General features: G+C 70.5%; 14 protein-coding genes. 10 read left to right on the forward strand and 4 right to left on the reverse strand.

The window, feature by feature from the left end:
• Positions 1 to 42: 42 nt before the first annotated feature.
• From EKH77_RS08980 to EKH77_RS09010, 7 genes are all read left to right on the forward strand, one after another.
• Positions 43 to 1,551, forward strand: a complete 1,509-nt coding sequence (locus EKH77_RS08980) for an FG-GAP-like repeat-containing protein (RefSeq protein WP_126913885.1) — start codon at positions 43 to 45, stop codon at positions 1,549 to 1,551.
• Between the two features lie 391 nt (positions 1,552 to 1,942).
• Entirely contained in the window at positions 1,943 to 3,847 is a 1,905-nt protein-coding gene (locus EKH77_RS08985; RefSeq protein ID WP_126913886.1) for an FG-GAP-like repeat-containing protein, read from the forward strand.
• 293 nt (positions 3,848 to 4,140) lie between these two features.
• Positions 4,141 to 6,147, forward strand: coding sequence for an FG-GAP-like repeat-containing protein (locus EKH77_RS08990; protein WP_240667715.1), 2,007 nt, complete (start codon positions 4,141 to 4,143; stop codon positions 6,145 to 6,147).
• Positions 6,148 to 6,398: 251 nt separating this feature from the next.
• A complete protein-coding gene (locus EKH77_RS08995; protein WP_189451877.1) occupies positions 6,399 to 6,887 on the forward strand; it encodes a hypothetical protein in 489 nt (162 codons plus the stop codon).
• Between the two features lie 105 nt (positions 6,888 to 6,992).
• The gene (locus tag EKH77_RS09000; protein ID WP_126913888.1) at positions 6,993 to 8,600 is read left to right on the forward strand and encodes a S1 family peptidase; all 1,608 of its coding nucleotides are present in this window, start codon (positions 6,993 to 6,995) and stop codon (positions 8,598 to 8,600) included.
• Positions 8,601 to 8,653: 53 nt separating this feature from the next.
• On the forward strand, positions 8,654 to 10,213 hold the full coding sequence (locus tag EKH77_RS09005) for an FG-GAP-like repeat-containing protein (RefSeq protein WP_240667284.1): 1,560 nt from the start codon (positions 8,654 to 8,656) through the stop codon (positions 10,211 to 10,213).
• Between the two features lie 85 nt (positions 10,214 to 10,298).
• On the forward strand, positions 10,299 to 12,284 hold the full coding sequence (locus EKH77_RS09010) for an FG-GAP-like repeat-containing protein (protein ID WP_164737769.1): 1,986 nt from the start codon (positions 10,299 to 10,301) through the stop codon (positions 12,282 to 12,284).
• A gap of 57 nt (positions 12,285 to 12,341) precedes the next feature.
• Here EKH77_RS09010 and EKH77_RS09015 read toward each other — a convergent pair whose 3' ends face one another.
• Genes EKH77_RS09015 through EKH77_RS09025 form a run of 3 tightly spaced genes read right to left on the reverse strand, consistent with a single transcriptional unit; the run spans position 12,342 to position 18,386 of the window.
• Positions 12,342 to 14,381, reverse strand: coding sequence for a PIG-L family deacetylase (locus tag EKH77_RS09015; RefSeq protein ID WP_126913891.1), 2,040 nt, complete (start codon positions 14,379 to 14,381; stop codon positions 12,342 to 12,344).
• Between the two features lie 11 nt (positions 14,382 to 14,392).
• Positions 14,393 to 17,269 carry a stealth conserved region 3 domain-containing protein gene (locus EKH77_RS09020; protein WP_126913892.1) on the reverse strand — a complete coding sequence of 959 codons (2,877 nt, stop codon included), beginning with the start codon at positions 17,267 to 17,269 and terminating at the stop codon, positions 14,393 to 14,395.
• 46 nt (positions 17,270 to 17,315) lie between these two features.
• The gene (locus tag EKH77_RS09025) at positions 17,316 to 18,386 is read right to left on the reverse strand and encodes a hypothetical protein (protein WP_126913893.1); all 1,071 of its coding nucleotides are present in this window, start codon (positions 18,384 to 18,386) and stop codon (positions 17,316 to 17,318) included.
• A 650-nt stretch (positions 18,387 to 19,036) separates the two neighbouring features.
• On the opposite strand from EKH77_RS09025, the gene EKH77_RS09030 reads away from it, so the two are divergent.
• Positions 19,037 to 20,719, forward strand: coding sequence for a stealth family protein (locus EKH77_RS09030; RefSeq protein WP_240667285.1), 1,683 nt, complete (start codon positions 19,037 to 19,039; stop codon positions 20,717 to 20,719).
• 4 nt (positions 20,720 to 20,723) lie between these two features.
• Here the strand turns inward: EKH77_RS09030 and EKH77_RS09035 are convergent, their stop codons facing one another.
• Complete coding sequence (locus EKH77_RS09035; protein WP_126913895.1) at positions 20,724 to 21,275, reverse strand: superoxide dismutase family protein; 552 nt, start codon at positions 21,273 to 21,275, stop codon at positions 20,724 to 20,726.
• Positions 21,276 to 21,435: 160 nt separating this feature from the next.
• Here EKH77_RS09035 and EKH77_RS09040 point away from each other — a divergent pair, with 160 nt between their 5' ends.
• Together EKH77_RS09040 and EKH77_RS09045 are read left to right on the forward strand one after the other, a co-directional pair.
• Positions 21,436 to 22,518: a hypothetical protein gene (locus tag EKH77_RS09040; RefSeq protein WP_126913896.1), complete on the forward strand. Its 1,083-nt coding sequence runs from the start codon at positions 21,436 to 21,438 to the stop codon at positions 22,516 to 22,518.
• A gap of 89 nt (positions 22,519 to 22,607) precedes the next feature.
• A complete protein-coding gene (locus tag EKH77_RS09045) occupies positions 22,608 to 23,090 on the forward strand; it encodes a hypothetical protein (RefSeq protein WP_126913897.1) in 483 nt (160 codons plus the stop codon).
• The last annotated feature ends 172 nt before the right edge of the window (positions 23,091 to 23,262 follow it).

A 23,262-nucleotide genomic window follows, 5' to 3' on the forward strand; every position in this document is an offset into this window, starting at 1 on the left:
CTGACCGCCCGGTCCGGGTACTGATATACCTCGGGGAAATTCATGTCTGTCAAGCGTTCGCGCACCGCGTGGACAAGAGGGCTCGTCGCGACCGGCGCAGCAGCCGCTGCCGTCCTGACCTCGGCACCGGCCCAGGCCGTGGAGGGGGCGACCGCCAAGGACTCGTTCCAGTTCACCGCCAAGCTCGACATCGGCGGCGAGCGCAGCTGCACCGCCGCGCTCGTCGACGAGCAGTGGCTGATCACCGCGACCAGCTGCTTCGCTGACAACCCCGCCCAGGACGCCAAGGTCCCGGCGGGCGCGCCGAAGCTGAAGACCACCGCCACCATCGGCCGTACCGACCTCACCCGGGACACCGGCACCGTGGTCGACGTCGTGCAGCTCGTGCCGCGCGACGACCGTGACGTGGTGCTGGCCAAGCTGGCCAAGCCGGTGGCCGGCGTCACCCCGGCGGCGATCGCCGGCAGCGCCCCGATCCAGGGCGAGGAACTGCGCGTCGCCGGTTACGGCCGTACGAAGACCGAGTGGGTGCCCGACGCCCTCCACTACGCCTCCTTCACCGTCGGTTCCGTCAAGGGCGCCTCGCTCGGCCTCACCGGCAAGTCGGCCGACGCCGTCATCTGCCAGGGCGACACGGGCGGCCCCGCGTTCCGCGATGTCGGCGGTCGTCAGGAGCTCGTCGGCGTCAACAGCCGTTCCTGGCAGGGTGGCTGCTTCGGCACCGACCCGGCCGAGACCCGTAAGGACGCGGTCGACGCCCGCGTCGACGACCTCGGCGATTGGATCATCACCACCACGAGCCGACTGCCGCTCGACCAGACGGTCGTGGCCGCCGGGGACTACAACGGCGACGGCGTGGCGGACCTGTACACCGTCAACGCGTCCCGCGAGCTGTCGGTGTGGGTGGCCCAGAAGGGTGGGCGTTTCGCCGCTCCCCACCTGCTCACCGGCGGCTGGGACTTCGCCGAGACGGCGAGCGCCGACCTCAACGGCGACGGGATCATGGACCTCGTCGCCCGCGACGCGAAGAACAACCTGTTCCGCTGGTCGGGCAGCAAGGGTGGTGGCTTCAGCCGCGCCATCACGATCACGAACAACGACTACGTCTACACCCAGTTGAATGCTGGCGACTTCAACGCCGACGGCAAGGGTGACCTGATCGCCATGGACAAGGACAAGGTCCTCTGGCTGTGGACGGGCAAGGGTGACGGCACCTTCAACTCCCGGAAGCAGCTGACCGGAGGCTGGGAGTTCACCCAGACGGTGAACGCCGACTTCAACGGCGACGGCGTCTCCGACCTCATCGCCCGCGGCGCCAACAAGGACCTGCTCCTGTGGACCGGCAGCAAGAACGGCACGTTCAGCCGCCCCACCACGCTGTCGTCCGGCAACTGGAACTTCGTCCAGACCACGGCCGGCGACTTCACCGGCGACGGCAAGGCCGACCTCATCGCCAAGGACGAGAAGACCGGAGCCCCCTACATCTGGCTGTGGGCGGGCAACGGCAACGGGACCTTCCCCAGGCCCGTCAAGCTCACTGAAGGCTCGTAAGCCCGGCCATCAACGGAAGGGGACGTCGGCGATTCCGCGCCGACGTCCCCTTCCGGCTGCCCGCACGAATGTCTTTTTCCCCTCTCCGCAGAAGGAGACAGCACGCATGGCACGCCCTCGTACATCCCAGACCCGCGCCCGGCGGTCCCGCCTGAGATCCTTCGCAACGGGCATATCCGCACCGACGGCCGCCGTCGCCCTCGTCTGCGCCGGCCTGGCGTCGGCGCTGGGCCCCACCAGCGCGGAAGCCGCCCCCCGTACTGGCCCCGCTTCCGCTCCCTCGGCGACACCCGCGGCACCCACTACATCGGCGAAACCCACCGCACCGCCGGCAGCCGCGGCACCGGCGGCGCCGACCGCCCCCGCATGGACCAGGACCTGGGGCACGGCCATGAACATCGCCGCGCCCGCAGAGTGGCCCGCGCCGCCCGGCAAGGACAAATCCGATCGGTACGGCTCCCTGGTACGCGGTCGGCAGACCCTGCGCATGGTTGTGCACACCAGCATCGCCGGTGCCGCCGCCCGCATCCATCTGGTGAACACCTTCAACAAGGAGCCGGTGACGATCGGGCACGCCACCATCGCCCGCCGGGCCAAGGACGGCGTGGCCGCCGACGCTCCCGTCACCTTGACCTTCGGCAACGGCAGCCAGAGCACCGTGCTCGCCCCTGACGGGAGCGTCGACAGCGACCCGGCCCCGTTCGCCGTCAAGGCCGACGAAGACCTCCTGGTCAGCATCTACCTGCCGCAGAATGTCGCCACGGCCCCGTTCCACAGGCACACACTGACCACTTCCTATACGTCCGCGCCCGGCGACGCCACGGACCGCACCGCCGACACCGGTGACGGAAACCTCCGGCCCGACTTCCCCTACTGGGCCTTCCTCGGCGGCGTCGACGTCGTGGCGCCGAACAGCGGAGGGACCACCGTCGCCTTCGGTGATTCGCAGACGTCCGGGGGCCACACCACGCCCAACGCCAACCGGCGCTGGCCCGACGCGTACGGGCGGGCCCTTCAGGCCCAGGACAAGCCCATGGGCGTCGTCAACGCGGGCATATCGGGGAACCTTCTGCTGGCCGATCACCCTGATTACGGTCAGAGCGCGCTCAATCGTTTCGACCGCGACGTCCTCGCGCAACCCGGCGTGAAGTCCGTGATCCTTTACGAAGGCATCAACGACATCGCCAGAGGCACCTCCAGCGCGGACCTCATTGGCGGAATCAAGCAGCTCGCCACCCGCGCCCATGCCGCGGGCATCACCTTCACCGCGGCCACGATTCCGCCTTTCCGGGGGTACGACTCCTACGACGCCAACAAGGATCGAGCGCGGCAACAGGTCAACGAGTACATCCGGACGACCCGCGACATCGACTCGTACGTGGACTTCGACGGGGTGACGCGCGACCCGCTCGACCCGACCCGGCTGTACGCCGCCTACTACAACCGGGGCGACGACCGTCTGCACTTCGGTGACAACGGCACCCAGGTCCTCTCCGACGCCGTCGTCCCCGCCCCTGTCCCCGCTCGCGTGACCGCACGATTCGATCAGACGACTGTCGCGGACTTCACCGGTGACGGCATCCCCGATGTGATCGCCCGCGACAAGAACGAGAAGAACTCGCCCCTCTACCTCTACACCGGCAACAGCGACGTCGACCGGAAGAGCGTCGGCGACGGTACCTTCGAACTGAAGAAGAAGCTGACCGACGGCTGGGATTTCACCCAGACCACCGCCGGTGACTTCACCGGCGACGGTAAGCCCGACATCGTCGCCAAGGGCGAGGACAACGTCCTCTACCTCTGGGCCGGCGATGGCAACGGGGGTTTCAGCAGGAAGAAGCAACTGCGCGCCGGTTGGAACTACACGCAGACCGCCGCAGGTGACTTCAGCGGAGACGGCACCGCCGACCTCATCGCACGCGACGCGGATGGCAACCTCCGTTTCTGGGCGGGCGACGGGCACGGTGGCATCGACGCCGGCACCCATCAAACGCGCGGCTGGGTCTTCACGCAGACCATCGCCGGCGACTTCAACGGCGACGGCAAGCCCGACATCGTCGCCAAGGGCGAGGACGGTGCCCTCTACCTCTGGGCCGGCAACGGCAATCACGACTTCAATCGGAAGGTCAAGCTGCTCGACGACTGGCGCTACTCCGAGACCGCGGCCATCCCGTTCCGGGCAGGCGGCACCGCCCACCTGATCGGCAGGAGCGAGGTGACAGGCGTACTCCATGAGTGGCTCAACATGGGGAACGCCACGTTCAGTGCTCCGCTTCGCCTCATGGGAAGTTGGTGAGCCGATTCCCTCTCCACACGGGCATCTGGTCATGGAGAGGCAGTCCGCGCTGATTATGATCTAGCGGGATTTGTCGAGCGCGCAGGTTCCCTCCATCCGAGGCCATGCACCCGCGACAGCGATATTGACTGCGGGCCGTGGCCGACCTCGACGGGTCGGCCACGGCCCGCAGTTGTCGGTCATCACCGGGCGACCCGCCCACCCAGGAGGAGAGAGCACCGATGGCAGGCCACCGCCGTGGGCGGCGCAGGGCACGGGCCCGACGGTCGCGCTGGAGACTTCCTTTGACCGTCGTGACAGCGGTCACCGTAGTCGTGGGGCTGGTCTGGACACTCGTACCGTCGTCCGGAACCCCCACCCCAGAAGCCGAAGCCGTCGAGAAGAAGCCCGCCCCGCCCACCTGGACGCGGACGTGGAACACCGCCATGGCCACGGCCTATCCGTCCGACCGAACGAATGTGACCGGCCGTCAGACGCTGCGCATGGTCGTGCACGCCGGTGTCGCCGGGGTGTCCTCCCGAATCCACCTGGTGAACACCTTCAGCAAGGAACCCGTGACCATCGGGCGCGCCACCATCGCCCGCCAGGCGCACGGTGCCGCCACGGCGGCAGCCCCGATGGCCCTGACCTTCGGCGGCCGTCCGGGCACCGTCATCGCGCCCGGCGGGAGCGTCTACAGTGACGCGGCCGCGTTCCCCGTCAACGCCGACGAGAATCTGCTGGTCAGCATTTATCTCCCCAACCCCGTTCGTACGGCGCCCTATCACAAATGGGCGCTGACGACGTCGTACACATCCGCGGCCGGGGACACGGGTGACCGCACCATGGATACGGCGGACAGCGGCTTCACCGCCAAATTCCCCTACTGGGCCTTTCTCGACGGCGTCGACGTCATGGCGAGCAGCGCCGGCACCGTCGTTCTCCTCGGCGATTCCCAGACCGACGGCGCCCACACCACCGCCGACGGCAATCGCCGCTGGCCCGACGCGTACGCGCGCGCACTCCGGGCGACGGACCGGGACAAGCCGATGACCGTCGTCAACGCCGGTATCTCCGGGAACCGGGTGCTCGCCGACGGCGACCAGGCGGAGGCCGGTCCGAGTGCGCTCAACCGGTTCGATCGTGACGTCCTGGCCGTGCCCAACGTCAAGTCCGTCCTCCTCTACGAAGGCATCAACGACATCGGCCTCGCCGGCTCGTCCGCCCCGGAGGTCATATCCGGGATCCGGCAGCTCGCCGCGCGCGCCCACTCGGCGGGGCTCACCTTCACCGTGGCCACGATTCCCCCGTTCAAGGGGTTCGAGAGATACACCCCGGCGAAGGACAAGGTGCGACAGGAGGTCAATGACTACATCCGCACCACCTCGGACATCGACGCGCACGTGGACTTCGACCAGGCCACGCGCGATCCGCTGAATCCCGCCCGGCTCTTCGCCGGCTATTACGGCCGTGGCGACGACCGTCTGCATTTCAGCGACAACGGCAGTCAGGCGCTCTCGGACGCCATCGCCTCCAGCCACTCCCCCGCCCCGCCCACCGCGCCCACATCCAACGCTCCCACGCAGACCGTCGTCGCCGACTTCACCGGGGACGGCATTCCCGACCTCATCGCCCGCGAGGCCAATGGTGAGTTGCGACTCCGGCCCGGCAACAAGGACGTCGACGACAGCAGCCGTGGCGACGGGACCTTCGGCGGCCCCAAGACGGTCGCGCGCGACTGGAACTACACCCAGGTCGTGGCCGGCGACTTCAACGGTGACGGCCATGACGACCTCATCGCGAAGGACGGCGCCGGAAGCCTGCAGCTCATCAGTGGCAGTGGCAACGGAACCTTCGGCAAGCCCAAGAAGGTCCTCGACGGCTGGGCCGTCGCCCAGACCGTCGCCGCCGACTTCAACGGCGACGGAATTCCCGATCTCCTCGGCCGTGGCACCGACGGCGGCCTGTACTTCTGGCCCGGCAACCGGAAAACCGTCTTCGGGCCCGTTCGGCCCGTTCTCAAAAAGTGGAATTTCACCCGCACCACGGCGGGTGACTTCACGGGTGACGGCAAGGCCGATCTCATTGCCGAGGACGGCGCCGGAAACCTCCAGCTCTTCACGGGCAACGGTAACGGAACCTTCTCCGGCCCCGAAAAGGTTCTCGGCGGCTGGACGTCCACCGAGCTCTCGGCGGTCGCCCTGCGCAAGGGCGGCATCGCCCATCTCCTCGGCCGAAGCAAGGAAACGGGCGCGCTCCACACCTGGTTCAACCTGGGGAACGCCCAGTTCAGCCGCCCGCTGCGGCACCCCGACAGCTGACACCGCGCAAGGGCCGGTCGCCCCTCCCGCCGACCCAAAAAGCGGAATCTGTGATTTCACATCGGGGAATGCAACTCCACTTCAAGCCGCGCCGATCCAGGTGATATCAATAGGTCGCCCGGTCCGGCGGAGAGCGGAACCAACCATCCCGGTTTCCTTGCCGGACAGGCATGTGTGCGGTAACCGCGCACGCGTATTTTTGCCGAACACCAGACGATTTCTTAGCGCATTCATTACGAAGGCAAGGAACAATGAAGGTTATTTCCCGCGTGCTGGCCACCGCCGTCATCGCCAGCAGTGTCGCGATCACCGGCGCCAACGCCGCGATGGCCGCCGACACCCCGCCGCCCATCGTCGAGGACTTCGAGTACCCGCAGGCGGACAAGATCTTCCAGGAGCGCGGCATCAAGCTGAAGAGCGGTGACGGGCACATCATGCTCGCCACCTGCGACAGCTCCCCGGGCCTGATCGAGGTCTACTCGCGCGGCATGCAGGAGCGCGACAAGGTCGGCCAGGGCAAGTTCTGCTTCAAGGTCAACGGCCCCTCCGGCTACCTGAGCCTGGAGCTGCCGACCGTCTACGGCGCCAAGGGCAACGACTACGCGGTCAAGGTCAACATGGTGACCTCCAACGAGTCGAAGTCCTTCGACCTCGACAAGAACAAGTGGACGCCGGTCGGCGAGAGCGCCGACCCGCAGGGCCGTGAGTTCACGCTGCTCGAGATCGTCGCGAAGAAGTAAGCAACGCGCCGCCTTCTTCGCCTCGGTGGCGCGCTGGCCGGCATCAGCGCGCCACCGGCTGTTCCTCAAAGACCTCATGGCCTCAAGGTTCGTAAGGAAAGCAACATGTCTGGCAAGGGTCCGCGCGTCGCGTGGATAGCAGGGCTTATCGCCGGTTCCGTCGCGACCGGTGCCTTCACGGCCGTTCCCGCGCACGCCGTCGTCGGTGACGCGGCCAAGGACGGACAGTACGCCTCCACAGCGAAACTCGACATCGGCGGGAAGCGTTCCTGCACCGGCACGCTGGTGGAGAGCCAGTGGGTGCTCACCGCCGCGAGCTGCTTCGCGGACGACCCCGCGCAGGGCTTCCGCATCACCGCCGGCGCTCCCAAGCAGCGGACCACCGTGACCGTCGGCCGCACCGACCTCACGGCGACGGGGGGCGCCACCGTCGACGCCGTCGAGCTCGTGCCCCGTGGCGACCGCGACCTGGTCATGGTGAAGCTCGCCAAGCCCGTCACCGGCATCGCCCCGGCCTCCCTGGGCACCGCCGCGCCCCGGCAGGGCGAGGACCTGCGGGTCGCCGGGTTCGGCCGCACGAAGGACGAGTGGGCACCCACCCGCCTCAACACCGCCGCCTTCGGCGCCGGCTCCGTCGCCGCCACCACCGTCGACCTCGCCGCCAAGGCCCCCTCCGACGCCGCCCTCTGCAAGGGCGACATGGGCGGCCCGGTCCTCCGCGAGGCCACCGGCACCACCGAGCTCGTCGCCGTCGCCACCGCCTCCTGGCAGAACGGCTGCTGGGGCACCGACGGCACCCAGACCCGCACCGGCGCCGTCGCCACCCGCGTCGACGACCTGTCCGACTGGGTCCAGCAGACGTACGCCCGCACGCTGCTGGGGCGGCGCGGCTGGGGCGACGCCGTGCACCTGGCCTCGGGCTACTTCACCGGCGAGCCCACCGGCAAGCGCCGCATGGACCTGTTCGTCGCGTGGAAGGACGGCTCCGCCAGCCTCTTCCAGGGCGCCGACTACAACGACCCGAAGTACCCCTTCACCCGTGAGATCCAGCTCGAGGGCGCGGGCAGCTACTGGAAGAACGCCGTCGCGGTCACGGCCGGCCGGTACACCGACAGCGGCACCGACGGCCTGACCGTCCGCTGGAACAACGGCAAGCTTTCGACGTACACCCACGTCGACGAGAAGGGCTTCCACGAGGAGAAGACCCTCGCCGAGCCCGGCTCCTGGTGGTCCCACGCCCGCCTGATCACCTCCGGCCGCTTCTCCGCCAACGCCCTCCGCGATGACCTCATCGTGCTGTGGGAGGACGGCTCCACGTCGATGTACACCGACACCGGTGCCAACGGCGTGAAGAAGGAAACCCAGCTCACGCTGAAGAACGACGGCTTCAAGAACGCCGTCCAGATCAACGCCGGCGAGTTCACCGGCGGCAAGACCGCCGACCTGATGATCCGCTGGAACGACGGCCAGACCCAGGTCTTCCCCACCGGCGACACCAAGGGCGACCACGGCCGCGTCCAGATCACGCCCGTCGGCTACCACTGGACGCACGCCGCCCAGATCACCGTCGGCAACTTCACCAAGCCCGGCGGCCCCCTCAACGACATCCTCGTCCGCTGGGACACCACCGACCTCAGCTACTACCCCGGCGTCGAGCCCGGCGCCATCCCCTCCACCAGGGGCCCGTTCGGCGAGGTCCAGCTCGTCGGCTGATGACCTCACGTCCCGTCATCCGTACCCCGCACAGGGTAGTTTCAGGAGCACAGTTGTCTCAGATAACCGGGAAGCGTTCACGCACCGCGTGGACGACCGCCGCCCTCGCCACCGCCGTCGCCGCCGGCGCCCTGACCGTCGCCGCCCCGGCGAGCGCCGTCGTCGGTGACGCCGCCAAGGACGGGCAGTACGCGTTCACCGCGAAGCTCGACATCGGCGGCGGGAAGCGCGCCTGCACGGGTGCGCTGGTCGACCCGATCTGGGTGCTCACCGCCGCGTCCTGCTTCGCCGACGCGAGCGGCAACGTCACCCCCGGCGTGCCCGCGCTGAAGGCGACGGTCACCGTCGGCCGTACCGACCTCGGGAGCACGGGCGGCACCGTGACCGAGGCCGCCGAGGTCGTCCCGCGCACCGACCGTGACCTGGTCGCGGTCCGGCTCGCCAAGCCGGTCGCCGGCGTCACGCCCGTCCAGGTGTCGACCGCCCAGCCGCGGCAGGGCGAGGACCTGCGCGTCACCGGCTACGGCCGCACCAAGGACGAGTGGTCCCCCACCCGCCTGAACACCGCCGTCTTCGGCGCCGACGCCGTGGACGCCAAGACCGTCGGCCTCGCCCCCAAGGCCCCCGCCGACGCCTCGCTCTGCCAGGGCGACATGGGCGGCCCGGTCTTCCGCGAGACGAACGGCGCGGTCGAGCTCGCCGGCGTCGCCACCGGCTCCTGGAAGAAGGGCTGCTGGGGCGGCGACGACACCGAGACCCGCACCGGCGCCGTCGCCACCCGCGTCGACGACGTCAACAGCTGGGTCCAGCAGCTGCGCCTGTTCAACAAGCTCGACCAGTTCACCGGCGTCATGACCTCCGGCGACTTCAACGGCGACGGCCGCGCGGACGTCGCGGCCGTGCTCAGGGACGGCTCGCTGGTGGCCTACTACGCGGGCCCCGACGGCACCCTCGAGTACGGCCGCGACCTCTGGTACGACAAGTCCTGGGACGGCAAGCAGCAGATCATCGCCGGTGACTTCAACGGCGACGGCATCACCGACATCGCCGCCGTCGCCCCCGACGGCAACCTCCACCTCTACGCGGGGAAGCCCGACGGCAAGCTCGCCTCCGCCAAGAAGATGTGGACCGACACCTCCTGGGGCAAGATGACCGCCATCGCCCGCTACCGGGGTGACGGCTGGCAGCGCGACGGCCTCATCGCCCAGTGGGACGACGGCTCGCTGTTCGCCTACCCGTCCGGGGCCGACGGCGTGCTGACCGGCAAGAAGACCGAGATGTGGCGCGACAAGTCCTGGACCAAGAACTTCATCGTCACCGGTGACTTCAACGGCGACGGCCACGACGACATCGTCGCGGGCTCCAAGGACGGCGGCCTCGCCCTCTATGCCGGCAACGGCAAGGGCTCGTTCGACGGCGCCCGTTCCATGTGGCGCGACAAGTCCTGGGGCACCATGCAGAACGTGCTCGCCGGCGACTTCGACGGCGACGGCAAGCCGGACCTGCTCGCCCGCTGGGCCCGCACGATCGTCGGCCCCGGCAAGGTCTACCTCTACGCGGGTGACGGCAAGGGCGCGCTGGCGGACGCGCGCTCGGCGTGGCCGCGTTCGTAAAATGTCCTGAATAGGCGTTGAGATGGAGGGCATCGGCACCGAGTGCCGATGCCCTCCATCTGTTGGCGGTAAGGAGTCAGGACGGATGAGACACCCCATGTCGTCGAGCGGCAGGTACGCGGGAGCGGCCGCGGCGGCCCTCCTCGTCTGCGGAACGCTCGTGGCACACCCCGCGGCAGCCGCACCGCCCCCGGCCTGGACCCGGACGTGGGGCACCGCGCTGACCACCGCCGCACCCGCCGACGAGTCCGGCGTGGCCGGCCGGCAGACCCTGCGCATGGTGGTGCACACGAGCGTCGGGGGCGGTACGGCGAGGATCCAGCTGAGCAACACGTTCAGCCAGGAGCCGGTGACGATCGGGCACGCCACCCTCGCCCGCCAGTCGAGCGGCTCGTCCGCCGCCGACAGGCCGGTGACGCTCACGTTCGGGGGCAGCCGGGAGGTGGTGCTGGCACCCGGACAGAGCGTGTACAGCGACGCGGCGTCCTTCCCGGTGAGGGCTGACGAGGACCTCCTCGTCAGCGTCCACCTGCCGAACCCGGTGAAGGCGGCGCCGTACCACCCCGATGCCTGGACCACCTCATACATATCAGCGCCAGGGGACACAACAGACCACACCGACGAGCCGACGGGCGCGAACTTCCGCTCGGAATACACGCACTGGGCGTTCCTCAGCGGCCTCGACGTGACGGCCGACAGCGGCGTGGGAACGGTCGTCGCGATCGGCGACTCCCAGACGGACGTGGCGGCGACGACACGGTCCTCGAACCGCCGCTGGACGGACGCCTACGCCCGCGCCCTCCGCGCCCAGGGCCGCCCGATGGGCGTGGCGAACGCAGGCATTTCGGCGAACCGGATTCTCACGCGGGGCACCCGCACCGCCTACGGCGAGAGCGCCCTCGAACGCTTCGACCGGGACGTCCTCTCCGTGCCGAACGTGAAGTCCGTCATCTTCTACGAGGGCATCAACGACATCGTCAACGGCGCGAAGGCGACCGACCTCATCGCCGGCATCCGCCGGCTCGCCGACCGCTCCCGCGCGGCGGGCCTCCCTTTCACAGCGGCCACGATCCCGCCCTTCAAGGGCAACTGGAACTTCACCGCGGAAAAGGAAGCGGAGCGCCAACAGGTCAACGCGTACCTCCGCACCACCCGTGACATCGACGCGTACGTCGATTTCGACGCGGCCACCCGCGACCCGCTCGACCTGGCCCGCCTCTTCACGGCCTACCGCGCCGACGAGGACAAGCTCCACTTCACCGACAACGGCACCCAGGTCCTCGCCGACACCCTCTCGGGCCCGGTCCCGCCGGTCCCTTTCACCCCGAACTTCTCGCAGATGGCAGCGGCCGACTTCACGGGGGACGGCACAGCCGACTTCGTCGCCCGCGACAGGAACGCCAACCTCTACATGTGGAAGGGCCTGGGCGACGGCACCTTCACCCGCCCCGACCTGGCCCACCCGATGACCGACGACTGGCACTTCACGGAGACGAAGGCGGCGGACTTCACAGGCGACGGCAAGGCCGACCTGATCGCCAAGGGCACGGACGGCAACCTGTACTTGTGGCCGGGCCGAGGAAACGGCACCTTCGAGCCCCGCCGGGTGATCCGCACCGACTGGAACTACACCCAGACCGCAGCCGCTGACTTCAACGGCGACGGCGTAGCCGACCTCATCGCCCGAGACGCCAAGGGCAACCTCTACCGCTGGACGGGCCAACGAGGCGGCACCCTGAGCGAACCCACATTGATGTCGGGCGACTGGAACTACACCCAGACCACGGCAGGCGACTTCACCGCCGACGGCAAACCGGACCTGCTGGCGAAGGACCCCACCGGCAACCTCCACCTCTGGAAGGGCGACGGCGACGGCACCTTCACCCGCCCCGACCTTTCCAGGCCCCTGACAGGCGGCTGGCACTACTCGGAAACGACAGCCGGCACCTTCTACGGCGGCGGCACGTCCCACCTCCTGGCCCGCGACAACGAATCGGGCGTCCTGCGGGAGTGGGTGAACAGGGGCAACGCGGACTTCAGCAGGCCGATGCGGCTGACGGACGGGTGGTGATCCAAAGGGGTCGGCCCCCACCTCTGACGAGGTGGGGGCCGACCCCTTCGCACGTGTTTACTTCACCCGCGCGCTGTGCAGCTTTCCGTCCGGGCCGAGCCACCCCAACAAGGGCTTGTCTGCGGAACCCGCCAGCGCCGCCGTCCCCACGACCGCGCCCGGCACCGTGGACCAGCGCGGGGCCCGGTTGCCGCCGGTCCCGATCGCGGCGAGGCTGGTGGAGCCGTCGTTGTTGCGGGCCGCGATCATCGTCCCGTCGCCCGACGGCGCGGCCAGCACGCTCAGGGCGCCGAAGCCCCGGCCCGCCAGGTCGACGTTCTCGCGCTGCCAGGTGCCGCCGCCCGGGGGGAGGCGGTAGGCGACGATGTTGGTGGACTTGGCCTCGCGGAAGACCAGTTGGACCGAGCCGTCGCGCTTGGCGAGGGCGGCCGGCGGGTCGACCGCGGCGGGGAGGTTGGAGCGGTCGAGGGAGAAGGGGCCGCCGGGGGTCTGCTGTTCCCAGTGGCTGACCGTGTCGTGGCCCGCGCCGAAGAGGTGGATGCGGCCCTTGGCGTCGGTGATCGCGGTCAGGCCCTCCTGGACCTCCGCCTCCGGCAGGTCGGTCCACGGGGACCAGGAGCCGTCGGCCTGCTGCTGGCGGGTGGCGACGCCCTTGGCCCAGTTGCGGGCGAAGAGCTGGAGGGAGCCGTCGGTGTTGCGGGCGACGACGGGGGCGCCGACGCGGCGGCCGCGGGCCGGGTCCTGCTCGGGGTTGCCGAGGGAGGTCCAGGCGCCGAACGAGCCGCCCTTGGCGCTCTGTTCGGTCGTGACGATCTCCCGGCGGTTCTCCTCGGGCTTCACGCCGAGGCCGGCGATGCGCTCGGCGAAGAGCTGCCAGCGGCCGTCCTTGGTGAGGCTCGCCGTGAGCGTGGGCAGCAGCTGGCCGCCGCCGAGGAGCTTGGGGCCGTCCCAGGTGCCGCTGCCGGGGGCGGTCTCCTGCCACATGGCGGCCTGCTGGTCGAGGACGCCGAAGGCGGCCAGGCGGCCGTCGGGGCCGGGCAGCATCCAGGTGGCGTTGCCGGGGTAGCGGGGGCTGGTGCGCTGCATCCAGCCCGTGCCGTAGGAGCGGTCCTTGCCGACGTCGTAGTCGCCGCAGCCCGCGGCGAAGCCGCACGAACCGGGCTCGCCGCCGTAGACGTTGAGGACGTCGGCCTTGCGGCGCACCACGGAGACGGGCAGATTCCGCTGCCAGCGCTCGTTGTAGTAGCCGCGGTAGGCGGCGACGACGTAGTGCCGTCCGCTGCCCGGGCCCTTGTAGCGCTGGAGCGCGGCGTAGGTGAACTGGGCGACGGCCGTGTGGTCGGGGTGGTCGGAGTAGCCGCGCTGGTCGTGGTGGAGGCGGTTCGCCTCGTCGTGGACCTGCATGTCGGGGTCCAGGTCCATGGTGCGGACGAGCGTGGGCTTGAAGCGGTCGAGCACGCCGGTGAGGGCGTCGGTGACCTGGGCCTTGGTGAGCGGGCGGGCCTCGGTGACGGTGGAGCCGGTGGCGAGCCGGTTCTCGCTCTTGGCCTTGGGGTTCGACCACAGGGTGGGGACGCGGACGTCGGGCTGGCCGGGCCGGTCCTGGGTGTGCTGGGCGACGCCGAGGAAGACCAGCGTCACGGCGGGGTTGTCGGCCAGGCTGTCGGTCTCGGCCTTGAGGCCGCCCGGCAGGTCCAGGGTGCCGCGCTTCCACTCGGCGTGGGCGTTGCCCGTGGCCATGAAGGCGTACGCCTGGCGGAGGCCCTGCTGGCGGGCGCCCGCGTAGCCGGCGAAGTCCTTGCGGGGCTGGTCCTTCGAACCGGGCACCTTGTTGATGCCGTTGGCCTCGCCGCTGGTGAAGTAGACGCTGACGACGCGGTGCTGACCGCCGATCGACTGGTTGACGTCGGGGTTCATGAAGTACAGGTCGTCGTCCGGGTGGGCGACGATCTGGAGCGTGGTGACCGCGCCGTTCGAGCGGTCGGCCGCGACGTCCCCCTGGGCGGTGGAGGACGAGTGCGGCGTACCGGTCGAGCAGCCGGCCACGGCCAGGGCGAGGAGCCCGGTCAGGACCGTTCTACGGCGGAAGGCACGCATTTCCATGCTCCTCACTCACCACCGTGGACAAGGCGACGGTTGCGCTCGGAGCCCTTCTCGAACTGCGAGGCGACGGGGAAGTAGCTCGCGAGGAACACCGCGAGCGCGTCGGCCTGCTCGTCCTCGGGGACGTCGCCGTCGTGGTAGTCGTTGATGCAGAACACGTCGTGGGAACGGGTCGCCAGGATGCGGTGCAGCCGGACGTGGTGCTCGCGCAGACCGACGTTCACGAACGCGGAGCTGATGGCTCCGGGCATGCTGCGGCCGGTGAAGAGCCCGTACCAGTGGTGCAGCGACGAGGCGATCGCGAGGTCGGTGCGGGCGCGGAACTGCGCGGACGCGGTGAGCCCGATCTCCTCGGCGAAGCGCTCCTCCATCTCCTCCAGGGTGCTGCGGCGCAGCGGGTGGGGGGTGTGGAGGAAGGTGTTGGCGACGGTCTTGCCGAATTCCTTCTCGATCAGGGCGCGGTTGTTCTTGGCCGCGGCGAAGACGAGGTCGGTGTCGAGCGAGGGGTCGCCGGCCGGGATCGCGGTGGGCGACATGAAGCACTTGGCCGCGCCCGACCCGTGGAAGAAGGACTCGGGCTTCATCGGGCGGCCGAGGAAGACGTCGTCGTTGAAGTAGAGGATGTGCTCGGCGATGCCCTCGATGCGGTGGATGCGGCTCTCGATGGCGTGCGAGTTGAAGGAGGGCAGCTTGCCGGTGTCGCCGAAGGCCTCGCGGTGGCTGACGACGCGCACCCGGGGGTGGTCGGTGTCGAGCCAGTCGGGGGTCTGGTCGTCGGTGAGCAGGTAGATGTTCCGCACCCAGGGGGCGTGGAGGTCGAGCGAGCGCAGGGAGTAGCGGAGCTCGTCGCGGCTGCGGAAGCGGGCGGAGCTGCCGGCGGACTCGGCGGCGAGGATGCCGTGCTCGGCCTGCGTCCGCTCCTTGCGGGCCAGCCACTCGGGGTCGGTGCCGTCGACCCAGGTGTAGACGACGTCGATGGGGAAGTCGACCTGGTCGACGAAGGTCTTGGCGAAGGCGTCGAGGGTGCGGTAGTCGCGCTCGCCGATGCGGGTGACGGCGGCCTTGGTCAGCTCGGTGCGGGGCAGGGTGGCGCCGTAGCGGGTGTTGCCGGGGATGGTGACGGTGGTCTCGTCGTCCTCGGTGTCCTGCCAGAAGACGACGTCGCAGCCGTAGACGCCGCTGACGCGCAGCTGGCCGCCGCCGGTGAGGACGGGGCGGAAGACGCGGATGCGGCTGCAGTTGGCGGGGATGACGTCGGGGGTGAGGAAGGAGGCGAGGACGGTGCGGAGCACCGAGCCGCGGTCGTTGAGCAGGCCGGCGTAGACGGGCTCGTCGCGGTAGCGCTCGGCGAAGTCGGCGACGAAGGCGTCGCGGTCGGCTCCGTCGACGGTGATGGTGTGCCGCAGCATGGCGGTGGGGGTGAGCGCGTAGGCCAGACCGAGCGCGTCGAGGACGTCGACGGCGAGGTCGAGGTTGTCCTGCATCACCTCGAAGGGGGTGGTGTTCTCCTTGACGAGGCAGATCTGGCCGCCGGCCCGCTTGACGTCGGGGCGCGCGGCTTCGACGCGCACTTCCTGGGCCTTGTGGGCCACGTCGGAGAACGGCCGGTCGACGCCCTTGGGGACGGCCGCGCCGGCGATGCCGCCCTCGGCGTCGGCGGCGGCCTGGAGGGCGCGGCGGCGGGCCTTGGCGGCGTCGCGGTCGCCGCCGTCGCGGTCCCGGGCGAGCTCCTCCAGGAGGCGGTTCCACTCCTGGGTGACCTGGCCGCCGGTGAAGCGGGCGGAGTTCTTCAGCGCCTCGGCGCCCATCTCGCGGCGGAGGTCGTCGTCGTCCATCAGCCGGGCGAGGGCGTCGGCGAGCTCGCCCTCCTCGCCGAGCGGGACGAGCAGGCCGTCGCGGCCGTCGGTGAGGATCTCGCCGGGGCCGTTGGGGCAGTCGTAGGCGACGACGGGCACGCCGGCGGCCTGGGCCTCGACGAGGACGAGGCCGAAGGCCTCGACGCGGGAGGTGAGCATGGCGATGGACGCCTTGGCCCACTCCTCGGCCATGTTGGCCGTGGAGCCCACGAGCTGGACCTGGTCGGCGACGCCGAGGTGGGCGGCGAGGTTCTTCAGCGCGCGCATGCGCGGGCCGCCGCCGAGGACGCGCAGGGTCCAGCGGGGGCGGTCGGCGGCGGCGGTGGCGAAGGAGCGGATGGCGTGCTCGACCTGCTTCTCGCCGGCCAGGCGGGCGCCGAGGACGACCGTGCGGGTCTCCAGGGTGGAGCGGGGGCGGAAGCCGTCGGGCAGGGAGTTGCCGATGGTGGCCAGACGGGGGGCGCAGGCGCCGAGGGTCTCGGCGAACCAGTCGCGGGTGCGGCTGGTGAGGGAGACCAGGGCGTCGATGTGCGAGGTGTACATCCGCAGGGGCTCGCCGGTGACGCCGCGCAGCTCGGAGACGCGGTGGTCGAGGTGGACGGTGAGCACCCGGCGGGGGGCGAGCTGGGCCATGTACGCCATGAGGGACGGGGTGGTGGAGACCAGCACGTCCGTGTCGATGGTGCTGAGGGCCTCGGTGAGCTCGAGGTCGGCGAGGCGGTTGAAGGCGGCCTCCCACTCGGGGCGGACCAGCTCGCTGGGGGTGGCGGCCAGGCGCCGGTGGGCGGCGGCCATGTCGGAGCCGGAGGCCGCGTCGCTCCGCACGGGGCGCTGGGCGTCGCCGCGGGCGTCGACGAGGTGGCGGACGCGCACGGCACCGCTGTCGAAGAACGCCTCGTCCTCGGTGCGGAAGACGCTGAGGATCTCCACGTCGTGCTGCCGTGCCAGCAGCTCGGCGAGGGTCATGGTGGCGCGTTCGGTTCCGCCCATCGTGTCGGCGGAGGTCAGCAGAAAGGTGATTTTCACGTGCGGCCTTCGTGGTGTGCGGCGGTCCGGTGGCGGTTTCCCGGCGTCACTGGTGGGAGCCTGCGACGGGGGTGCGCGGGGTGCAGACGAGCTGGAGCGCGCCGCGGCGGGTGTACTGGGGCTTGACCTGGACGAAGGTGCCGTCCTCGGCCCGTACGGTGAATTTGGGCGGGGTGACGACCTGGCGCGGGGAGCGCAGGTCGTGCTCGCGACGGCCGATCTCCAGCGGCTTGGCGCCGCGGGTGCCGCGGGGCAGGCGCAGGGTCAGGGTCTGCTTGCGGGAGGTGTCGACCAGCTTGGCCAGGGGCACGGTCAGCCGCCAGGCGCTCGGGTCGCCGGGCAGCGGCTCGGCGGGCCGGCGGTCGAGGGCGTGCTTGCGGTCGAGCTCGGCGACCTCGACGACGGGGCGTTCCCCGTCGGCGACGGACGTGCCGGAGCCGTAGATCGCGAAGAGGACGCCGACGCCGCTGAAGGAGCGCTCGACGCGCAGCACCTCTGCGCGGGCCCGGGCCGGGGCGACGGTCAGCCGCAGCTGGCCGGCGGGGGTGATGCCGAGGCGGTGGCGGCGGCCCGTGACGGCGCAGGTGGCCAGGGCGCGGGTGGGTCCGGTGTAGCTGGGGGCGCCGTCGCCGAGGAGGCGCAGCCGCAGGGCGGCGCGGCCCTCGTGCCGGGCGGGCTCCAGCTCCAGGGAGAGGTGCCAGCGACCGGGGGTGACGGGGACGCCACCTAGGCGCTCGCCGAGGAGGGCGGTGGCGGTCACGGAGATCTCGCCGTTCTCCTCGCGGCCCAGCGCGGCCTCGGTGCGCAGGCGGGTGGCGCCGCTGAGCAGGACGAGGTGGGCCGTGGTGCCGGTGTCGCCCTCGGGGAGGGTGCCGGCGGGCAGCGTCGCGTGCAGGTTCAGCGTGTGGCCGTCGAGCACGGCGGCGTACTGGACGCGCGCCGCGGAGCCCTGGGAGGCGGGCATCAGGACGGAGTCGACGTAGGTGTCGCGGCCGGTCGCGAGCCCGGTGTTCACCCGGCGGCGGACCGTCTGGCCGACCTTCCAGGCAGGGCTGCGGGTCAGCGCGATACGGGCCGACTTCTTGATCACGCGCAGGGCGTGACGGGGCGCGGTCACGGGCGCTCCTCGCGGCCGCCGGGGGTCATGATCTGAGCGTGCACCCATTCAGAGTAAACGTCGGCGGGGCCCGGCCCTGAGGGCGGAATCGGATAATTCCCCTACCACCCCGGTTCTACGGGGACGTTACCGGGTGGTGAAATACCCCACAGGGCGACGAGGCAACCAAGTGCGGCCGACGGGCGTGGATCCCTTGAGGGGCACGGTCGGGAGCGGTGCGCGCGGGTCGTCCCCGGGCGCCCCCCGGCGGCTCCGGAGGGGCGTCGGGGCGGTGGCCTGCGATTGCCTCGCTGTTGAGCGCTCTGGTAATTACTTGAGTCTCTGTCTTTTTCCGGGCCGGTCGTCACTGGACGTACTGGTTGTTTTACGCGTTGCGCCGCATCGCCTAGATGCGGCCGAGGGGTTGAAGCGATCTTGACTATCGACCATTCGACCCCGGCCGCCGCGGGCACGGGCGGCTCCGTCCCGGCCCAGCGCACGGACGACGCCACGCCCGCCACCGCCCCGGCCTCCGCCTCCGCGCCCGCTCCGGTGAAGCGGGGGCGAACCCCGAGAAGTCCGGCCTGGTCAAGGCCTACCGCCGGCTGCTGCCGGAGAGCGCCCGGCGCGCGATCGCCCAGCGGGTCTCCGTCGAGACCCGCGGTGCCCTGATGCAGCACATGGCCGACTCCCTCGACCTGGAGCAGCGCCGCCAGAAGTTGCGCGGCAAGCGGCTCCAGCGCCGATTCGCCGGTACATCCGAGGAAGCGGCGGCCGCGCAGCCGCGCGTCGTCCTCGTCGACGGCAAGGCCCACATCGCGCTCGTCGACCCTGATCTCACCCCGCACGGCTCCCGCGCCGCCGCCCTGGACCTGGTGTGCACCGCGCTGGAGCAGGCCGGGATCGACTACTTCTGCGTCCGGGCCGCGACCACCGAGTCCGCCCCGGTCGTCGCGGTCGCCGCCGCCGACCGCCGCAAGGTCCACCAGCATCTGGCCCGGCTGTGCGCCCGAATACCCGGTTACGTCGCCCCGGTGAACCGGGAGAACACCCCTGGTCAGGCGCTTCCCGGCTTCGTCCAGGGCACCTGGCGCCAGGTGGAGCAGAGCCCGGCCACGCGCGTGACCTGGTTCCGCACCACCGCCGACGGCTCGCTGGTCCTGGGGCAGGAGCACGGCTGCGACATCCAGTACTGGACGCGCGAGGACGGCCCGCACGGGCCGCTGCTCGTCGCGCCGCGCCGCAACGGCGTGGTCGAGGAGGTCCCGGCGGACGAGGCCGACGCGTCGGTGGACGCCCCCGTCGAGCTGTTCACCGGCTCGCTGGGGTACGCGCCGCGCCCCGAGCGGACCACGGTCCGCACCCGCCCGCAGTTCACGATCCGGCTGCCGCAGGACATCACCTTCCCCATCGACGTCGTCTACACCTGGGTGGACGGCAGCGACCCCGCCTGGGCCGCGCGCCGCGCCAAGGCGCAGGGCGCCGACGGACACGTCGAGGAGCTCCACGAGGAGGCGGCGAACGACGCCCGCTACATCAGCCGCGACGAGCTGAAGTACTCGCTGCGCTCGCTCCACCAGTACGCGCCGTGGGTGCGCAACGTCTTCCTGGTCACCGACGACCAGACGCCGTCCTGGCTGGACACCTCCCACCCGGGGATCCGCGTGGTCAGCCACAAGGAGATCTTCTCCGACCCCGACGTCCTGCCGACGTTCAACTCCCACGCCATCGAGAGCCAGCTGCACCACATCGAGGGCCTGTCGGAGCACTTCCTCTACTTCAACGACGACGTCTTCCTCGGCAACCCGCTGACCCCGCAGACGTTCTTCCTCTCCAACGGCCTCACGAAGTTCTTCCCCTCCCCCGCGCTGGTCCCCCTCGGCGAGCACCGGCCCGAGGACCCGCCGGTGGCGGCGGCCGCGAAGAACAACCGGGTGCTGGTGGAGGAGGGGTTCTCCACCACCTTCACCCAGAAGATGCGGCACGTGCCCCACGCGCTGAGCCGCGCCGTCCTCACCGAGCTGGAGGAGCGCTACGCCGAGGCCCACGCGGCCACCGCCGCCGCGCGCTTCCGCAGCCCCGAGGACCTCTCCCTGGCCTCCTCGCTCCACCACTACTACGCGTACCACCAGGCCCGGGCGATACCGTCCGACCTCCGCTACGTCTACGTGGACCTGGCGCACCAGAACACCTCGCGCCGCCTCAACCGCCTGCTGGCCCACCGCGACCTGGACGTGTTCTGCATCAACGACACGGTGTCCACGGCAGAGGACCTGGCGCGCACGGACGCGCTCATAGCCCCGTTCCTGGAGGGCTACTTCCCGGTGCCGAGCCCGTACGAGAAGCGCGCCTGATCCCTCAGTCGAACGGCACGTTCACGCAGGCGAGCCGGGACCCGGCCGTCCCGGCCTTGCCGGGCGCGGTCTCGGTGGCGTGCTCGTGGATGACGACGGAACGGGCCTCGCCGGCGCGGAAGCGCCACTTCACGGTGGCGGTCGAGCGGCCGTTCCCGCGCTTGTCGGTGGTGAAGTCCAGCCACGCCTCGTTCTGCGGGTTGGCGTATTTCGGGTCCACCGACGGGGACTTGGGGTCCTTGACGTTCTGGTAGTGCGCCCCGGAATCGTCGGGCGCGTTGCCGCACGGCTTCTGATGGACGTGCGCCCCGTACGTCCGGCCTGCCTGGATCCCCCGCACCCTCAGCACGATCCGCGTCCCGTCCTTGACCTTCCGCTCCGCCACGGCGACCCGGCTCTTCTCGGGCACCGCCTTCTTGTCGAACGTCACCGCCCGGTGGGTACCGCTGCCGGCGGCCTCGAACCGCCCGTGAACGTTCGGGTCGTGGCGGGGCGTCGTACTCAGAGGCGCGGTGACGGCCAGGGCAGCGGCGACGGCCGATACAAGGAAGGGCATGTTCCGCCCCTTTCAAGGCGCGGTGCTCGGGATCGGCAGGATGGGTCCCCGACCACGCTAGCCGCGCGCCGCGAGGGGCGCGCGGTCCCGATGGACCAATGGGGTTAACCCGGCCGCATCGCGCCGACCCCACCCCCCACGATGGGCGATATTCGCCGCTATGGCCGGGAACCGACACCATCAGCGCCGCTTCGAGAAGGGCGCCTGGGAACTCCGCGAAGGGGCCCGCTCGCGCATCGGCGAACTCCGGGCGCGCGTCCGTATCGCGAAGGACAGGGCGCTCGCGGACGCCGACACCGAGGTGCGGGCCGCGGCCCCGGCGCTGGCCGACGAGGCGTTCGCGGAGCTCCAGGCGGCGGAGGACGCCCTCAACCACGGCGCCCACCCCGGCCACCGGCCGAACAAGCACCTCGCCGTCGCGAACGTCCACATCGACGCGGCGTACGGCCTGATGCTGCGCATGGCCCCGCTGACCGACGTCCAGGCGCTGATCCCCGGCCTGGTGGCCCTCGTCCGGGAACAGCTGCCGGTCACCGACGAACGCAGGAAACGGGCCGAGGAGATCGCCCGGGAGATCTGCGAAACCCCGCTGACCTCCGACCGGCGCGCGGCGCTCGTCGGCGCGGTCGTCACCGCCCAGCAGGCCCTGCAGCGCGAGAAGCTCCGCGCGCTCGGCTTCGTCCGCATCGTGGTGATCGTCAGCCTGGGGCTGGCGGTGATGGCGCTCGCGGTCGCCCTGCTCGGCGTCTGGGCGCCGGACGTGGTGCCGCTGTGCTTCCGGCCGGAGGGGATCGGCATCGTCTGCCCGACGGGCATGGAACCGCCGTCCGACGTGAAGGACCTCGACGAGGCGTTCGGCCGGGCCGCGTCGAAGTGGGACTACCCCGTGGTCGAGATGACCGGGACCGTGGCCGCGTCGGTGGCCGCCGCGCTGTCCCTGCGCCACATCCGGGGCACGTCCGCCCCCTACAACGTGCCGGTGGCGCTGGCGCTGCTGAAGCTGCCGATGGGGGCGCTGACCGCGCTCCTGGGACTGCTGCTGATGCGCGGCGACTTCGTGCCCGGCCTCAGCGCCCTGGACTCGTCCGGGCAGATCATCGCCTGGGCCCTGATCTTCGGCTACGCCCAGCAGGTGTTCACCAAGTTCGTCGACGATCAGGGCCTGGCGGTGATGAACGCCTCCTGTGGCCCGCACGCCCGGCCGTACGCGGGCGCGGGGTGCGAGCCGCAGGAGGCGGCGTAGGCCCTCGGGGGCATGGCCGGTATCCGCTTCCCGGTAGCGAACGCGCTGCCCGCCGGGATCACGCCTCGGACCGGCGTTCATTCGATGAGATGACCACGCGCATCCCATCCAGAACAGACTCGTTGGGTCTGCTGAACGGACTCATTGGTTTTACCGGGCGCCCGCCCGATGGCGATCAGGCGGGCGCCCACGGGAGCGAGACCTACCGGAGGTCTCACCCGCGAGCCGCTTACTGCCCGGAAGCGCTCAGAGCCACGGCAGTAGGCGGAGATTGGGAGAGCGCTATGGATGCCGCCGGACACGTGCAGGATCAGGATGACGCGCAGTCAGCCCCGGGCGACGCATCACCCACATGGGTGCGGCTGGCCTTTCGGCTCGCCTTCGGGATCGTGGCCATCGGGGTCACCGTGTTCCTCGTCCTCGTGACCACGGGGACGGTTCGCGCGGGCGAAGGGGTAATGATCACCTTCAAACTCATGGGAGGGCTTTGCGTCATTGGCGCGACCGCGTCGACGCTGCTCAAAACGGGGGGTGGCCGAGAGGTCCGTGAGTGGCTGAAGAGCAAGCTCTAGACACCTCCGGGCCGCGATAGACGGTTCTCCCGAGAGGCCCCTCGCCATGGGCGGCGGAGGGCCTCTCGACACTGCGTATACACGAGAAACGACGGGAATCGAAGCGTGTCACGCGCGGCACCACCGTGATTCACATCTCCACTCTTACGGGTGATGACGACGGAAACGACGA

It is taken from the genome of Streptomyces luteoverticillatus (assembly GCF_003970715.1).
GTDB lineage: Bacteria > Actinomycetota > Actinomycetes > Streptomycetales > Streptomycetaceae > Streptomyces > Streptomyces abikoensis.

Coding starts and splice junctions, on each gene's coding strand:
- EKH77_RS09035 (WP_126913895.1), bottom strand. CDS start 21,275: ATGCCCTTCCTTGTATCGGCCGTCGCCGCTGCCCTGGCCGTCACCGCG.
- EKH77_RS09040 (WP_126913896.1), top strand. CDS start 21,436: ATGGCCGGGAACCGACACCATCAGCGCCGCTTCGAGAAGGGCGCCTGG.
- EKH77_RS09010 (WP_164737769.1), top strand. CDS start 10,299: ATGAGACACCCCATGTCGTCGAGCGGCAGGTACGCGGGAGCGGCCGCG.
- EKH77_RS09000 (WP_126913888.1), top strand. CDS start 6,993: ATGTCTGGCAAGGGTCCGCGCGTCGCGTGGATAGCAGGGCTTATCGCC.
- EKH77_RS08985 (WP_126913886.1), top strand. CDS start 1,943: ATGAACATCGCCGCGCCCGCAGAGTGGCCCGCGCCGCCCGGCAAGGAC.
- EKH77_RS08980 (WP_126913885.1), top strand. CDS start 43: ATGTCTGTCAAGCGTTCGCGCACCGCGTGGACAAGAGGGCTCGTCGCG.
- EKH77_RS09030 (WP_240667285.1), top strand. CDS start 19,037: ATGCAGCACATGGCCGACTCCCTCGACCTGGAGCAGCGCCGCCAGAAG.
- EKH77_RS09015 (WP_126913891.1), bottom strand. CDS start 14,381: ATGCGTGCCTTCCGCCGTAGAACGGTCCTGACCGGGCTCCTCGCCCTG.
- EKH77_RS09045 (WP_126913897.1), top strand. CDS start 22,608: ATGACCACGCGCATCCCATCCAGAACAGACTCGTTGGGTCTGCTGAAC.
- EKH77_RS08995 (WP_189451877.1), top strand. CDS start 6,399: ATGAAGGTTATTTCCCGCGTGCTGGCCACCGCCGTCATCGCCAGCAGT.